This is a genomic window from Amycolatopsis sp. lyj-112 (genome assembly GCF_046549055.1).
Taxonomy (GTDB): Bacteria; Actinomycetota; Actinomycetes; order Mycobacteriales; family Pseudonocardiaceae; genus Amycolatopsis.
The window spans coordinates 712,040-725,391 of the sequence record NZ_JAJPWS010000001.1 but is presented as its reverse complement, the minus strand read 5'-3'; the positions used below and the strand labels follow the sequence as shown (position 1 = coordinate 725,391).

Genomic DNA, 13,352 nt, shown 5'->3' with positions numbered 1-13,352 from the left:
CCCTCCGCGCCGGCCGGTCCCGATCGGACGCCCGTCCCTCCGCCACGCGCGGCGGGGAAGATCGACATGGGGATCGATCTGTGGACATCCGGTGGATGGACACCGGCCAGCTGTGGACAACTGGTACCGAGTCTACCCCAAGCTATGGACCAACTACAGCCATGTAACTACTACATATAGCGGTGGAGACTAGGTCGCAGGTCGGGCCCGCGCAAGCGCGGCCACAGGGTCGATCGGACACGAAAGGGGACCTTTTCGCGAGCCCGGAAAGGGGCCCGCGTGATCACCTCCCGCCGTCGGCTACCTCGGCCGCGACCGGGACCGTGAGCGGCAACCCGGGCACGAGAACGACGTCTTCCAGGGAGTTGAGCTCCTTGATCTTGGCGACGACCGCGCCGATGTCGCTTCCTGGCGCGAATCGCGCGGCGAGATCCGACAGCGTCTCCCCCGTCGAAACGGACACCGTGGTGGTCCGTTCGGGGACCGCGACACCCGGAACGCCGGCCATAAACAGACCCAATCCGGTGATGACCCCGGCGACGAGCAAGGCCATCGCGGCGAGCCACGGCCACCTGAGCGGTAGCCGGGGCGCGGGGCACCCAGGCGCGGTGGTGGCGACTGTGGCCACGCCGGGGCGGCGGCCCGCCACGACCCGTGCACGGGTCGGCGGGCGCAGCGGCTCGGCCCGCCTGCCCCGTACCACCCGCACAGGCCGGGTGACCCCTGCCGGAACGGGCCCGGGAGAACTGGGACGCACCAGTCCGCGATCGGCCAGAATCGACATCGGAACCTCCTTGCAAGTCCTGCTTCACTCAGGTCCGGCACTTGTCCGACCCCGGACGGCCGATCCGGGCGAGGAGCCGGGCCGACCAAGATCGAACAGACGTTCTATCGAACGCCCGTGCGAATGTCTACCACCTCCCACCGACAAAAATCGAGCGACACGGCGTGTCCATCGAACAGATGTTTGAAATCGTCGTCCCGGCGGGCTAACGTCGTTGACCAGGGCGTCTGCCGTGGTGGGCGCCGTCGGTGCCGTGGACGTGGAGATCGTCCGCCACCGGCGAAGACAGGCGAGGACACGCGAAGTCGGTCCGGGAGACCGGACGAACTGGGAGGCGACGCAGGAGATGAAGGAGCGACAGGGTGGCTAAAGTGAGCAAGGCGGGTAGCGCGCCTAGGGGCTCGGGCAAGGTGCGCGCCTTGCCCGAGGTCTACGAGGTGGACGAGACCCTGACCGTCCGGCAGCAGCAGGTGCTCGACGTGATCAAGCTGTGGGTGAGCCGGTTCGGCTACCCGCCGAGTGTGCGTGAGATCGGCGAGGCGGTCGGGCTGACCTCCACCTCTTCGGTGTCGCACCAGTTGCAGACCCTTCAGCGCAAGGGCTACCTGCGACGCGATCCGAACCGCCCGCGTGCGGTGGGAGTGCTGGCCGGGACCGACGACAACCCGATGGGCATCGACGTCGAGCATCCGCAGGCCGCGAAGGCCGCGTACGTGCCGCTCGTCGGCCGGATCGCCGCCGGTGGGCCGATTCTGGCCGAGCAGGCGATCGAGGACGTCTTCCCGTTGCCGCGGGAGATCGTCGGTGAGGGTGAGCTGTTCCTGCTCAGCGTCACCGGTGACTCGATGGTCGACGCCGCCATCACCGATGGCGACTGGGTCGTCGTGCGCCAGCAGCCGACCGCCGACCCCGGCGAGATCGTGGCGGCGATGATCGACGGCGAAGCCACGGTCAAGACGTTCAAGCGCAAGGACGGCCACATCTGGCTGATGCCGCACAACGAGGCGTACGAGCCCATCCCGGGTGACAACGCCACGATCCTCGGCAAGGTCGTCGCCGTTCTCCGCAGGCTGTAGTCCGGAACCGGAGCACGCCGGGATCCCGCGTCGGCGGCACGACGCGGGTCAGGCTCGGCCGCTTCGGCTTCAGTCAGGCACGCCGTTTGCGGAGCTTGCCGACCAGGAGGAAGCCGCCGATCAGCACGATCGCGGCGATGCCGACCTGCATGAACGGGAAGCCGGACCCGGCGCCGTCCTTGCCTGCCGCGGACGTCCCGCCCGATGTGCTGCCCTCGGATTTCGCCGCCTCCACAGCGAGGCTCGCCGCGCCCTTCACCGCGCGGATCTGCTGCCCGACGCCCTCGCCGCCGGACAGCAGGGTCCCGTCCGGGTCGAACGCGAGCGCCTCTCCCTGCCCTTCGTTCGGCAAGGGAACGCGCACAGGTTCGCGTTGCAGCGCGGCCGCCACGTCTCCGTCGGTGACGGCGTAGAGATAGGCGTCGGTGTAGGTGCGCAACGCGATCACCGAACCGTCGGACATCGAGGCCGCCCCGGTCACCGTCATCGAACCGATCGAGCCGACCGGCCCGCCCTGAGTGGTGGTCTCCTTGATCTGCAGCGACCCCACCTTCTCCAGCGGGGTCGGGCCGGGACTGGCGAGCGGCCCGGACGGCCGGTACACCTTCGAGTCGCCGAACATGTCCTTGGTGATCAGATACGGCGTCCCCGAGCGGTCCATGATCAGCGCTTCGACGTCGTGCGCGCCATCGGGATAGGTGAGCCGGTGCACCGCCGCCTTGCCCTGCGGGGTCAGCGAGATCAGCGCGACGGTCTCCCGCTGTTTGCGGTTGTCCCCGGTGTCCGAAAGCCAAAGGGTGCCGTCCGCGGAGCGGGCGAGATCCTCGGCGTCGTACGGATCCGTCGCGGCCGAGATGACCTTCTGGACCTTGCAGTCACGGCCGAGCACGTGGACCTGCGTCTTGGTGCCGCCGTCGTTGAGGGCGTACAGGCGCTCGCCGTCCGACACGAGGCCGGACAGTTCACTGAGCCGGGATTCGCGGTTAGTGCACACCGGCTGTGGCGCCGGCACTTCCTGTGCCACAGCGGGAACCGCCCCGCCGACGAACGCCCCCAGCACGACCGCCGCCGTGAAAAGCCCCCGCACATCGACCTCCGTACCGTGGAACCCCAGAAGCCCCACACTACGGAGACGTCCGGGACGCCGCCCAGTTCGGTGCGACCGCCGAAAGGCCGCGAAATGTCGCGAAGGCCACCTTCGTGAGGCCGCGCGACGCGAGCCCGGCCTGGTCCGTGAAGGACTCGCTTGCTTGGCGTTGGTGGTCTGCCGGCCGGTGCGCAGGCGGCGGTTTCGCGTGACTGGAGAGACGACACGCGTGTCCAGGCGGACGGCGAGCGTGTTCAGACGGACGACACGGGGTGAAGCCCGGCTGCGGGCGTGTCGTCCATCCAGTCACAGGTGTCGTCCGTCAGGTCACAGGTGTCGTCCGCGCAGTCACACGTGTCGTCCGTCCGGGAGGCTGCGGTATCGCATGGTTGAGGCTCGTGAGTGATTCGGATACGTGAAGGCCCCCTTCCATGCGCCTAACGCAAGGAAGGGGGCCTTCACGTACTTACCCGTTCTGCCTACAGAGCGGAGCCGTCCGTCTGGAATTCGCCCAGTGCGGCGGCGAGATCCGGGCGGGCACGGACCAGCATCCGGGTACCGGCCTCGACGTGTTCCTCTTCCAGCACCACACCGTCGGCGTGGGCACGGGAGACGAGTTCGCCTCGCGAGTACGGGATCAGCGCCTCGACCAGGACTTCCGGCCTCGGCAGCCGCTCCGCGATCACTTCGGCCAGCTCGGCGATACCGGTGCCCGCCCGCGCCGACACCTGCACCGAACCGGCCATCTGGTGCCGCAACCGGGCCAGCGACACCTCGTCGGCGGCGTCGGCCTTGTTGATCACCAGCAGCTCCGGCGGGAGCGGCTCGGAACGGCGCTTCGTGATCTCGGCGAGCACCTCGCGCACCGCGTTGACCTGCTCCTCCGGCGTCGGGTCGGCACCGTCGACGACGTGCACGAGCAGGTCGGCGCTCGCCGCCTCCTCGAGCGTCGACCGGAACGCGTCCACCAGCTGGTGCGGCAGGTGCCGGACGAAACCGACGGTGTCGGTCAGCGTGTAGGTGCGGCCGTCGGCGGTCTGTGCCCGCCGGGTCGTCGGATCCAGCGTGGCGAACAGCGCGTCCTCGACCAGGACACCGGCGCCGGTCAGGGCGTTGAGCAGGCTCGACTTGCCGGCGTTGGTGTAACCGACGATCGCGACGCTCGGCACTTCGTTGGCCACCCGGCGGCCGCGTTTGGTCTCGCGGATGGTGTCCATCGCGGCGATCTCGCGGCGCAGCTTCGACACGCGCTTGCTGATCCGGCGGCGGTCGGTTTCGAGCTTCGTCTCACCGGGGCCACGCAGACCCACACCACCGTTGGCGCCACCGGCGCGGCCACCGGCCTGCCGGGACAGCGCCGCACCCCACCCGCGAAGCCGCGGGATCAGGTACTGGAGCTGGGCCAGTTCGACCTGGGCCTTGCCTTCCTTGGAGCTGGCGTGCTGCGCGAAGATGTCGAGGATCAGGGCGGTGCGGTCGATGACCTTCACCTTGACCTTCTCCTCCAGCTGACGCAGCTGGCCGGGCGAGAGCTCACCGTCGCAGATCACCGTGTCGGCGCCGGTGGCGTCGACGATGCCGCGCAGTTCCTTGACCTTGCCCGAGCCGATGTAGGTGGCGGGATCTGGGCGGATCCGCCGCTGCACCAGGCCTTCCAGCACCTCGGAACCGGCCGTTTCGGCCAGCCGGGCGAGCTCGGCGAGCGAGGCCTCGGACTGGAGGGCGGTGCCCTCGGTCCACACACCGACCAGAACGACGCGCTCCAGGCGCAGCTGCCGGTATTCGACCTCGGTGACATCCGCGAGTTCGGTGGACAGGCCCGCTACCCGGCGGAGCGAGGCGCGGTCCTCGAGCTCCAATTCGCCGGTCGAAGGGTCCTTGTCGTTCAGGTCCCGGCCGTCGTTGTCTCTGTGTGTCAGTTCCGTCATCGTGCCTCCATGGTCCCACGTTTCGGCGGCGGGACCGAATTCATTACTTGCTGGGATACCTCGACAGGTAGATCGCCGTCCGGTTCGCTTTCGTATCCACCGGCCGGGCGAGGAACTCTTCGAAAAGCTCGTTCAGCCGGCTTTCGAGCTCGAGGATCTGCTCGTCCGGCACCTGAACGACCAACCGCGTCTGGTGCACGTCATCGAATCCGGTGTCGGCGATCTCGGCCAGGTAGGCCTCGAAGACCGCCTGATCGATCCCCCTGTCCTGGGAATCAAGATGCCAGGACAACCCGGTCGAGCGATACGGAATTTCTTTCGCTCCGCGCGTGCCGCGCCGTGTCGGGAGCGCTTCGAGGAAGCCCGTGTCGACGAGCCTGCGCACGTGGTGCAGCGTGGTCGCCGGGTCGCGGTTCAAGCGCTCCGCGAGTTCTTTGTTGGTCAACGCCTCTGAGAAGGTCAACCGGATGATGCGCAGCCTTATTCCGGAGGCCATGGCCGCGGCCTCGGCCTCGGTGGCGACGCGTCGTGGTTTGGGCACCGCGTCAGCCTAGGAGATTTAAGTGATTGACACTTTCCAATCACTTCCGCCAGGGTGGCTTCGTGCGCAGAGACTCCCTCTTCTTCCATGCGGACTTCCGTCGCCTGTGGGCGGGGGACACGGCCAGCCAGGTCGGCGCGTTCGCCGGGCATACCGTGATCCCGCTGCTCGCGGCCACCGTACTGGCCGCGACGCCGTTCCAGATGGGGCTGCTGACCGCGGCGGAGACGGCGGCGTTCCTGATCATCGGACTGCCCGCGGGGGTGTGGGTGGACCGGATGCGGCGCCGCACGCTGATGCTGCGGGCCGACCTCGTCCGCGCCGCGTTGCTGCTCAGCATCCCGATCGCCTGGTGGGCGGGGATGCTGACGCTGACCCAGCTCATCGTGGTCGCCACGCTCGTCGGCACCGCGACGGTGTTCTTCGACATCGCCTACCAGTCGTATCTGCCGACGCTGGTCGGCCGCGAGCATCTCCTCGAAGGCAACGCGAAGCTCCAGGCCAGCCAGTCCGTGGCGTTCCTGGCCGGTCCGGGTGTCGGGGGCGGGCTGGTGCAACTGGTCGGCGCGGCCAACGCCGTGCTGACGACCGGGCTCGGTTTCCTCACCTCGGCGCTGTTCCTGCTGCGGATCCGCACCGTCGAACCGGAGCCCGAGCGGCACGAAGACACGAAGCTGCTCCCCCAGATCGTCGAGGGACTGCGGTTCGTGTTCACCGACACCGCGCTGCGTTCGATCGTCGCCTGCACGGCGACGGCCAACCTGTTCAACGGCGTCTTCGTCGCGGTGGAGATCCTGTTCCTGAACCGGGATCTGGGGCTGTCCCCCGCGGCCGTCGGCCTCGTGCTCGCGACCGGCGGGGTGGGCGGGATCACGGGCGCGATCTTCGCCAACGCCATCACCCGGCGGATCGGGCAGGCCCGGTCCATCTGGCTCGTTCCGCTGGTGACCTGGCCGTTCTACCTGCTGCTGCCGCTGGCCGAGCCGGGCTGGCGGATCATCCTGTTCCCGGTGGCCACGATGATCGCCGGGTTCGGGATCATCGTCTACAACGTCGCGCAGGTCTCCTACCGGCAGGCCGTCTGCCCGGACCGGCTGCTCGGCCGGATGAACGCGAGTGTGCGGTTCGTCGTCTGGGGAATGCTGCCGCTGGGCGGGCTGCTCGGCGGTGTCCTGGGTGAGGTGATCGGGATCCGGGACACGCTGTGGGTCGCGGTGGCAGGCGAGACCGCGGCGCTCCTGTGGGTGGTCTTCTCCCCGCTTCGGAAGCTTCGTGACCTGCCTAGCGAGCCGGTCGCCGAAAAGGTCGGCTAGGACCCGAGGCCGGCCCACCAGGCTTCGTCGAGTTCACCGCGGGCGACGATCTCCGCCGGACCGGTCAGGGTGGACGCGCCGCGGCGCACCTCGACGATCACCTGACCGCCGGGGATGTCGACGGTCGCTTCGCCGGTGTCCGTGCCCGCGAGGTGCAGCGCTGCCGCGACGGCGGCGACCGTGCCGGTGCCGCAGGACCGCGTCTCGCCGACGCCGCGTTCGTGCACGCGCATCTTCAGTGCGTTGTCCCCCAGCAGGTTGATGAACTCGAGGTTCACCCCATCGGGGAACACGTCTTCGTCGAAATCGGGCTGGTCGCGCAGATCCAGGTCGTCGACGTCGTCCTCGACGACCGACACCAGATGCGGGTTGCCGACGTTCACGGCGACCCCGGAGAACGGCTGTCCGGCGACCACGGTGACCGAGGTCCCGGTGATCGTCGCCGGTCCCATCATCACCGTCACCGCACCGTCCGCGTGCAGCTGCACCGGCCGGTCACCGGCCCGGGTGCCGATGACGAAGTCTCGTTCGCTCACGAGGCCGGATTCGACCAGGTAGCGCACGAAGACCCGGACGCCGTTGCCGCACATCTCGGCGATCGAACCGTCGGCGTTGCGGTAGTCCATGAACCATGCGCCCTCGGACTCGACGCCGAGCGCGGCCGGCCGGATGACACGCAGCACACCGTCGGCGCCGAGACCGCGCTGACGGTCGCACAGCGCGGCGACCTTGGCCTCGGTCAGCTCCAGGCGGCCGTCGGGGTCGGGAAGCAGCACGAAGTCGTTCTGTGTGCCGTGTCCCTTAAGGAATTCGATGCCGCCCATGGGATTCAGGTTACTTGGCCGCCACCTCGATGACGCGCTCGGCCAGTCGCTCCGAGCCACCGTCGAACCACTCGATGCGCTTGTCCCGCCGGAACCAGGAACGTTGCCTCCGCACGAACCTCCGGGTGGCCTGTGCGGTGGCTTCGGAGGCGGCCGCGAAGTCCCCTTCGCCGTCGAGTTCGGCGATCACCTGTTGGTAGCCCAGAGCCCTCGATGCGGTGAGCCCGTCCCGGAGTCCTTGTCCCAGAAGGTTCCGGACTTCGCCGACGAGACCATCTTCGAACATGACCTCCACCCGCCGGTTGACGCGGGCGTCGAGTTCGGCCGGTTCGCGGTCGATGCCGATCAGAACGGTGTCGTAGCGCGCCGGTCCCGGTTTCGGCAGGTTCGCCGAGAACGGTTCGCCGGTGATCTCGATGACCTCCAGCGCGCGCACGATGCGGCGGGCGTTGGTCGGCAGGATGGCCTCGGCCGCGACCGGGTCCAGCTCCGTCAGCCGGGCGTGCATCGCGGGAGCGCCCCGTTCTTCGGCCTCGATGGCGAGCCGGGCGCGCACCGCGGGATCGGTGCCCGGGAACTTGAGGTCGTCGAGCACGGCCTGGATGTAGAGCCCGGAGCCGCCGGTGAGGATCGGCACCCGGCCGGCGTCGAGGAGGTCTTCGACGCACTTGCGGGCGTCGCGCTGGTACGCGGCCACGGACGCCGTCTCGGTGACGTCCAGGACGTCCAGCAGGTGATGCGGTACCCCTCGCCGCTCCTCGGGCGTCGCCTTGGCGGTGCCGATGTCCATCCCCCGGTACAGCTGCAGCGCGTCGGCGTTGACGACTTCACCCCCGAGGGTGAGGGCTAGGTCCACCGCCAGCGCGGTCTTCCCGGACGCCGTGGGCCCGACGACCGCCACCGGGCGGATCACGCGCGCTCCCAGACGGCGACGTGGTAGCCGACGCCGAACGGCGCGGCGGAGTAGAGCACCTCCGCGTCCCAGTTCCCGTCGGCCGCGAGACCGGCGAGGACCTGCCAAGGCGCGCGGCCGCCCGCCCCGAGTCCGGCGGCGAGAGCGGGGTCGAGCGCGGCCAGCGCCCCGGTATCGGCCTTGGCCAGCGCGTCACGGATCCCGGCGTCGAAGCCCTCCGCGCGCTCGTCCTCTCCACCTGGTGAACGGGGGCCGTGCCGGCTGGAGCCGTCGCCGAGCACGAGCACCGCGGCGGCCTCCCCCAGCTCGCGACCGAACCGATCGCACTGGTCAGGGGCGGTGGCGGGGTCGACGAGGCGGACCCGGGCCGACGACGCGCCCGCCCGCTCGCGGAGCCAGCCCGCCACGAGCGCGGGCAGGGCGAGTTCACTTTCGGGCGCTGTCACCCGGCTGAGTGAGACGCCGATATCGACGCCGAATCCCCGGAACGAGCCGCTCGCGTGTTCCGGTACCTCCGGCGCGCCCGCGGCCGCGGCGACGACGAGCCAATCCTCCGAAGCGCCGGTCAGCCGCTGTACCGCTCTGAGGCAGGCTTCGCGCAGCTCGGCGCACTCGTCCGCCGCTCCGGCGGCCAGTTCGGGAATGAGAAGCGGGGGCTGCGGGAGCACGGCGACACGGCGGATCACGGCCGCCGACGTTACCTTCCCGCCCCGCACCTGCCCGCAACCGACCGACAACCGGCCGACACAGAGCGTCCTCCAGAAGTAGGATCACTGCCTTCGGGTGGTTCTTCTGGTTCCACGGTGGACGCTGAGCTGCTTGAATGCCGCAAGGGGTCGATACCCCCGAAAGCAAGACGGCAACGCATTACCCGGCCCCGCCGCTAGGCGGGGCGCCCGCGCCAGCGGGCGTACAGGCGATAAGGAGCCTGCGATGGCCCAGGAGAACACGCCCACCGCCACCCCGGCGCCGCACCCGGTGCCGCACGCGGTCGGTGGCGGACATGCCGCACCCCCCGTGCCGCCCGCCGAGCCCAGCCCGTCCGTTTGGGGCAGGGTCGACGAAGAAGGCACGGTCTACGTCGTCACGCCCGACGGCGAGCGTGCGATCGGTGTCTGGCAGGCCGGTAGCCCGGACGAGGGTCTTCTCCACTACGCGCGCCGGTTCGACGACCTTCGTACCGAGGTCGAGCTGCTGGAGACGCGCCTGGAGTCCGGCGCGGGCGACCCGAAGCACGCGCTGGCGACGGCCACCCAGCTGCGCGGCGGTCTCGCCGAAGCCGCCGTGGTGGGCGACCTCGCCGCGCTGAGCGGACGTATCGATCAGGTCATCGCACACGCCGAGAAGGCCTTGGCCTCGGCCAAGCAGGAACGGGAAGAGGCCCGCGCGGCCGCCGTCACCCGCAAGCAGGCTCTCGCCGACGAGGCCGAGAAACTCGCCTCCGAGTCGACTCAGTGGAAGGCCGCGGGCGACCGGCTGCGCGCCATCCTGGACGAGTGGAAGACCGTCAAGGGCGTCGACCGCAAGACCGACGACGAGCTGTGGAAGCGGTTCTCCAAGGCACGTGAGGCGTTCAACCGGCGTCGTGGCTCGCATTTCGCCGAGCTGGACAAGCAGCGGGCCAGTGCCAAGACCCGCAAGGAAGAGCTGATCGCCGAGGCCGAGAAGATCTCGGAGTCCGACGAGTGGGGCGACACCGCCGGCCGCTACAAGGACCTGATGACCGAGTGGAAGGCCGCCGGTCGCGCACCCAAGGACAGCGACGAGGCACTGTGGCAGCGATTCCGCGCCGCGCAGGACAAGTTCTTCGCCCGCCGGTCTTCGGTGTTCACCGAACGGGACGCCGAATTCGCGACCAACGCGCAGCAGAAGGAAGAGCTGCTCGTCGAGGCCGAGAAGATCGACCCCGCGGCGAACCTCGACGGGGCGAAGCAGCACCTGCGCCGCATCCAGGAGCAGTGGGACGGCCTCGGCAAGGTCCCGCGCGAGCGCATCCGCGAACTGGACGGCCGGCTGAAGGCCGTGCAGGACGCGATCAAGTCCGCCGAAGACAGCAAGTGGCGGCGGACCGACCCCGAGGCGCAGGCCAGGGCGGCGCAGTTCCGCGAGCGGGTCGAGCAGTTCGAGTCGCAGGCGGAGAAGGCCCGCGCGGCGGGCGACGCGCGGCGCGCGAAGAAGGCGGACGAGCAGGCCGCACAGTGGCGTGAGTGGCTCGAGGCCGCGGAAGCCGCCATCGCGGACCGGTAGGTAGGTCCCGGTTCTACTGTTGTGTCATGAAAGGGTCTTTCAGGACGTTTTTTGTCTTGAAAGACCCTTTCATGACATCGGTGGAGTCTCGAGGCAAGACAGCGCGCGTAACTCCACGGTGGAGCGACACCTCGCACCTTCGTGCGTAATCGGGCGCTCTCCGCGCTCAGCCGTGCTCAACTTCGATCATGAACCACACACTGATTCCCCCAGTACGCCGGGCGCTCGCCGCCGTGGCGATCAGTTGCGCCCTGGTGGCCGGGCTCGCCCCGGCCGCGTCGGCGATCGGTTCTCCGGCACCGGTCCCGGCCTCTTCCGAAATCAGCAAGAAGAAGGTGAAGCTCGACGCCTCGCTCAGTAAGAAGCAGGCGAAGGTCAACGAAAAGGTCACCCTCAAGGGAAGCCTGCAGACCGAAGGCGGTGACCGGGCCGACCGCACGGACAGCCTGGAAGCCATCATCGTGCAGCAGCTTCAGGGCAGTGTCTGGGTGAACATCGCCGACACCACCTGCCGGCCCAACTCGACGTTCTCCCTGAGGCTCAGCTTCTCCTTCAGCGCGGTGATCACGCTGCGGGCCTACCACCCCGAAACGGCGCTCTACGTGAGCGCCTACACCTCGAGCAACCTCACGCTGCGCGTGGTCTAGCTGCGCGAGAAGGCGGCCCGCATCCAGTAGCAGGCCAGCGCGACGGTGGCGAACCAGGCGAGGATCATTCCGAATCCCGGTCCGCCACCGGCCGCGCCGGTCGCGTGCGAGGACTGCTGGGACCAGATCGCGAGCATCCCGTCGACCGAGGCGAACCAGCCGCCCGCGGCGCAGACCCAGGCCAGCCACCAGCGCCGGGTCACCAGCGCGAGGGCGGAAGCGAACACGCCGATCCCGGTCGAGGTGACGGCGAACAGCTGCGGGATCCCCCCGCCGCGGCCGAACACCACTTCCCAGCCGGCGTGCTCGCCGACCCACGGCAGCAGCTGGGCGACCAGCAGCAGGAACGCCAGCACGGCGATGGTGAAGCCGCGCCTGCCCAGCTCGATCGTCTTGGCCGCCCGCTGGCCGACCTCGTCGATCTCGGCGGCGAGTTCGTCGATCTCAGGGTGGTTCTTCGGTTCGGTCACAGCGCACATCCGCTCACCGGTTCCGGCGTGACGGCCGGGGCCCCGAAACTCGGCAGGCCCAGCGTCACGCCGTTGGTCTTCGGCCGCAGCCCGGCCTCTGAGTTGTCGCCCGCCCGGGTCCGGCGATGGGAGAGCAGGTCTCCGTCGGCCACGAGGTGGTGCGGCGCGCCGTAGGTCACCACGGTCTCGACGACGTCGCCCGGCCGCACCGAACGATCCACCAGCGGCCCGGCCGGCGTGAAGTGGACGAGCCTGCCGTCGCGGGCGCGGCCGCTCATGCGGTGCGTTTCGCTGTCCTTGCGGCCTTCGCCGGACGCGACCAGCAACTCGACGCGGCGGCCGACGACCTTCTTGTTCTCGTCCCAGGAGATGCCGTTCTGCAGTTCGGCGAGCCGTTCGTAGCGCTCCTGCACGACCTCCTTGGGCACCTGCCCGTCCATCTCGGCGGCGGGCGTACCGGCCCGGATCGAGTACTGGAAGGTGAACGCGGTGGAGAACCGGGCCTGCGCGACGACGTCGAGCGTGGCCTGGAAGTCCTCCTCGGTCTCACCGGGGAAGCCGACGATGATGTCGGTGGTGATAGCGGCGTCGGGCATCGACTCGCGCACGCGGTCGAGAAGCTTGAGGTAGCGCGCCGAACGGTACGAGCGCTTCATCTCGCGCAGCACCCGGTCCGAGCCGGACTGCAGCGGCATGTGCAGCTGGTGGCACACGTTCGGTGTCTCGGCCATCGCGTCGATGACGTCTTCGGTGAACGCCGCCGGATGCGGCGAGGTGAACCGGACGCGCTCCAGGCCCTCCACGGAACCGCAGGCGCGCAACAGTTTCCCGAACGCGAGACGGTCGCCGAATTCGGCGCCGTAGGAGTTCACGTTCTGGCCGAGCAAGGTCACTTCGAGCACGCCTTCGGCGACGAGCGCCTCGACCTCGGCCAGGATCTCGCCGGGACGGCGGTCGCGTTCCTTGCCGCGCAGCGCGGGCACGATGCAGAACGTGCAGGTGTTGTTGCAACCCACCGAAATCGACACCCAGCCCGCGTACGCGGACTCGCGCCGCGCCGGCAGCGTCGAGGGGAACGTCTCGAGTGCTTCGAGGATCTCGACCTGGGCCTCGGCGTTGTGCCGCGCGCGCTCCAGCAGCGTCGGCAGCGCGCCGATGTTGTGCGTGCCGAACACGACGTCGACCCAGGGCGCGCGCTTGACGATCTCGCCGCGGTCCTTCTGCGCGAGGCAGCCGCCGACGGCGATCTGCATGTCCGGCTTCGCGGTCTTCTGCGGCCGGATGCTCCCCAGGGTTCCGTACAACTTGTTGTCCGCGTTCTCCCGCACCGCGCAGGTGTTGAACACGATCAAGTCGGGTGTGGCTTCGCCGTCACCCTGAACGTAGCCGGCGTCTTCGAGCTGCCCGGCAAGACGTTCGGAGTCGTGCACGTTCATCTGGCAGCCGAAGGTGCGGATCTGGTAAGTGCGCGCGCTCATCTCGCCTTCGAGGGTACGCGGGCGGGGTTCCATGGCACGATCGA

Annotated in this window: 13 protein-coding genes; 4 read left to right on the top strand and 9 right to left on the bottom strand. The window is 69.2% G+C overall.

Annotation, left to right across the window (positions count from 1 at the left end):
- Positions 1–283: 283 nt before the first annotated feature.
- Complete coding sequence (locus ACLJRL_RS03475) at positions 284–784, bottom strand: LysM peptidoglycan-binding domain-containing protein (protein WP_410654508.1); 501 nt, start codon at positions 782–784, stop codon at positions 284–286.
- Between the two features lie 362 nt (positions 785–1,146).
- Between ACLJRL_RS03475 and lexA the strand changes: the two genes are divergently transcribed.
- Positions 1,147–1,860 (top strand): transcriptional repressor LexA, encoded by a 714-nt coding sequence (gene lexA, locus ACLJRL_RS03470; RefSeq protein WP_410654507.1) that lies wholly within the window; start codon positions 1,147–1,149, stop codon positions 1,858–1,860.
- Between the two features lie 73 nt (positions 1,861–1,933).
- Here the strand turns inward: lexA and ACLJRL_RS03465 are convergent, their stop codons facing one another.
- From ACLJRL_RS03465 to ACLJRL_RS03455, 3 genes are all read right to left on the bottom strand, one after another.
- Complete coding sequence (locus tag ACLJRL_RS03465) at positions 1,934–2,947, bottom strand: hypothetical protein (RefSeq protein ID WP_410654506.1); 1,014 nt, start codon at positions 2,945–2,947, stop codon at positions 1,934–1,936.
- A 479-nt stretch (positions 2,948–3,426) separates the two neighbouring features.
- Positions 3,427–4,875: a GTPase HflX gene (gene hflX, locus ACLJRL_RS03460; protein ID WP_410654505.1), complete on the bottom strand. Its 1,449-nt coding sequence runs from the start codon at positions 4,873–4,875 to the stop codon at positions 3,427–3,429.
- Between the two features lie 43 nt (positions 4,876–4,918).
- Positions 4,919–5,416 (bottom strand): helix-turn-helix domain-containing protein, encoded by a 498-nt coding sequence (locus tag ACLJRL_RS03455; protein WP_410654504.1) that lies wholly within the window; start codon positions 5,414–5,416, stop codon positions 4,919–4,921.
- Positions 5,417–5,478: 62 nt separating this feature from the next.
- Here ACLJRL_RS03455 and ACLJRL_RS03450 point away from each other — a divergent pair, with 62 nt between their 5' ends.
- Entirely contained in the window at positions 5,479–6,729 is a 1,251-nt protein-coding gene (locus ACLJRL_RS03450; protein WP_410654503.1) for an MFS transporter, read from the top strand.
- Here ACLJRL_RS03450 and dapF read toward each other — a convergent pair.
- Genes dapF through ACLJRL_RS03435 form a run of 3 tightly spaced genes read right to left on the bottom strand, consistent with a single transcriptional unit; the run spans position 6,726 to position 9,152 of the window.
- A complete protein-coding gene (gene dapF, locus ACLJRL_RS03445; RefSeq protein ID WP_410654502.1) occupies positions 6,726–7,553 on the bottom strand; it encodes a diaminopimelate epimerase in 828 nt (275 codons plus the stop codon). The two genes, ACLJRL_RS03450 and dapF, sit on opposite strands and share 4 nt — an antisense overlap.
- A gap of 10 nt (positions 7,554–7,563) precedes the next feature.
- Positions 7,564–8,466: a tRNA (adenosine(37)-N6)-dimethylallyltransferase MiaA gene (gene miaA / locus ACLJRL_RS03440; protein ID WP_410654501.1), complete on the bottom strand. Its 903-nt coding sequence runs from the start codon at positions 8,464–8,466 to the stop codon at positions 7,564–7,566.
- Positions 8,463–9,152: a class III extradiol dioxygenase subunit B-like domain-containing protein gene (locus ACLJRL_RS03435; RefSeq protein ID WP_410654500.1), complete on the bottom strand. Its 690-nt coding sequence runs from the start codon at positions 9,150–9,152 to the stop codon at positions 8,463–8,465. The genes miaA and ACLJRL_RS03435 overlap by 4 nt, the downstream gene beginning before the upstream one ends.
- Positions 9,153–9,399: 247 nt before the next feature.
- Here ACLJRL_RS03435 and ACLJRL_RS03430 point away from each other — a divergent pair, with 247 nt between their 5' ends.
- Both ACLJRL_RS03430 and ACLJRL_RS03425 read left to right on the top strand, forming a co-directional pair.
- Positions 9,400–10,713, top strand: coding sequence for a DUF349 domain-containing protein (locus ACLJRL_RS03430; protein ID WP_410654499.1), 1,314 nt, complete (start codon positions 9,400–9,402; stop codon positions 10,711–10,713).
- Positions 10,714–10,901: 188 nt separating this feature from the next.
- Positions 10,902–11,360, top strand: coding sequence for a hypothetical protein (locus tag ACLJRL_RS03425; protein ID WP_410654498.1), 459 nt, complete (start codon positions 10,902–10,904; stop codon positions 11,358–11,360).
- On the opposite strand, the gene ACLJRL_RS03420 is transcribed toward ACLJRL_RS03425, so the two are convergent.
- Together ACLJRL_RS03420 and miaB are read right to left on the bottom strand one after the other, a co-directional pair.
- On the bottom strand, positions 11,357–11,839 hold the full coding sequence (locus ACLJRL_RS03420; RefSeq protein ID WP_410654497.1) for a hypothetical protein: 483 nt from the start codon (positions 11,837–11,839) through the stop codon (positions 11,357–11,359). The two genes, ACLJRL_RS03425 and ACLJRL_RS03420, sit on opposite strands and share 4 nt — an antisense overlap.
- Positions 11,827–13,341 carry a tRNA (N6-isopentenyl adenosine(37)-C2)-methylthiotransferase MiaB gene (miaB, locus tag ACLJRL_RS03415; RefSeq protein ID WP_410655146.1) on the bottom strand — a complete coding sequence of 505 codons (1,515 nt, stop codon included), beginning with the start codon at positions 13,339–13,341 and terminating at the stop codon, positions 11,827–11,829. Before miaB ends, ACLJRL_RS03420 begins: the two co-directional genes overlap by 13 nt.
- Positions 13,342–13,352: the final 11 nt, after the last annotated feature.

Coding starts and splice junctions, on each gene's coding strand:
- ACLJRL_RS03425 (WP_410654498.1), top strand. CDS start 10,902: ATGAACCACACACTGATTCCCCCAGTACGCCGGGCGCTCGCCGCCGTG.
- ACLJRL_RS03430 (WP_410654499.1), top strand. CDS start 9,400: ATGGCCCAGGAGAACACGCCCACCGCCACCCCGGCGCCGCACCCGGTG.
- miaB (WP_410655146.1), bottom strand. CDS start 13,341: ATGGAACCCCGCCCGCGTACCCTCGAAGGCGAGATGAGCGCGCGCACT.
- dapF (WP_410654502.1), bottom strand. CDS start 7,553: ATGGGCGGCATCGAATTCCTTAAGGGACACGGCACACAGAACGACTTC.
- ACLJRL_RS03475 (WP_410654508.1), bottom strand. CDS start 784: ATGTCGATTCTGGCCGATCGCGGACTGGTGCGTCCCAGTTCTCCCGGG.
- hflX (WP_410654505.1), bottom strand. CDS start 4,875: ATGACGGAACTGACACACAGAGACAACGACGGCCGGGACCTGAACGAC.
- ACLJRL_RS03420 (WP_410654497.1), bottom strand. CDS start 11,839: ATGTGCGCTGTGACCGAACCGAAGAACCACCCTGAGATCGACGAACTC.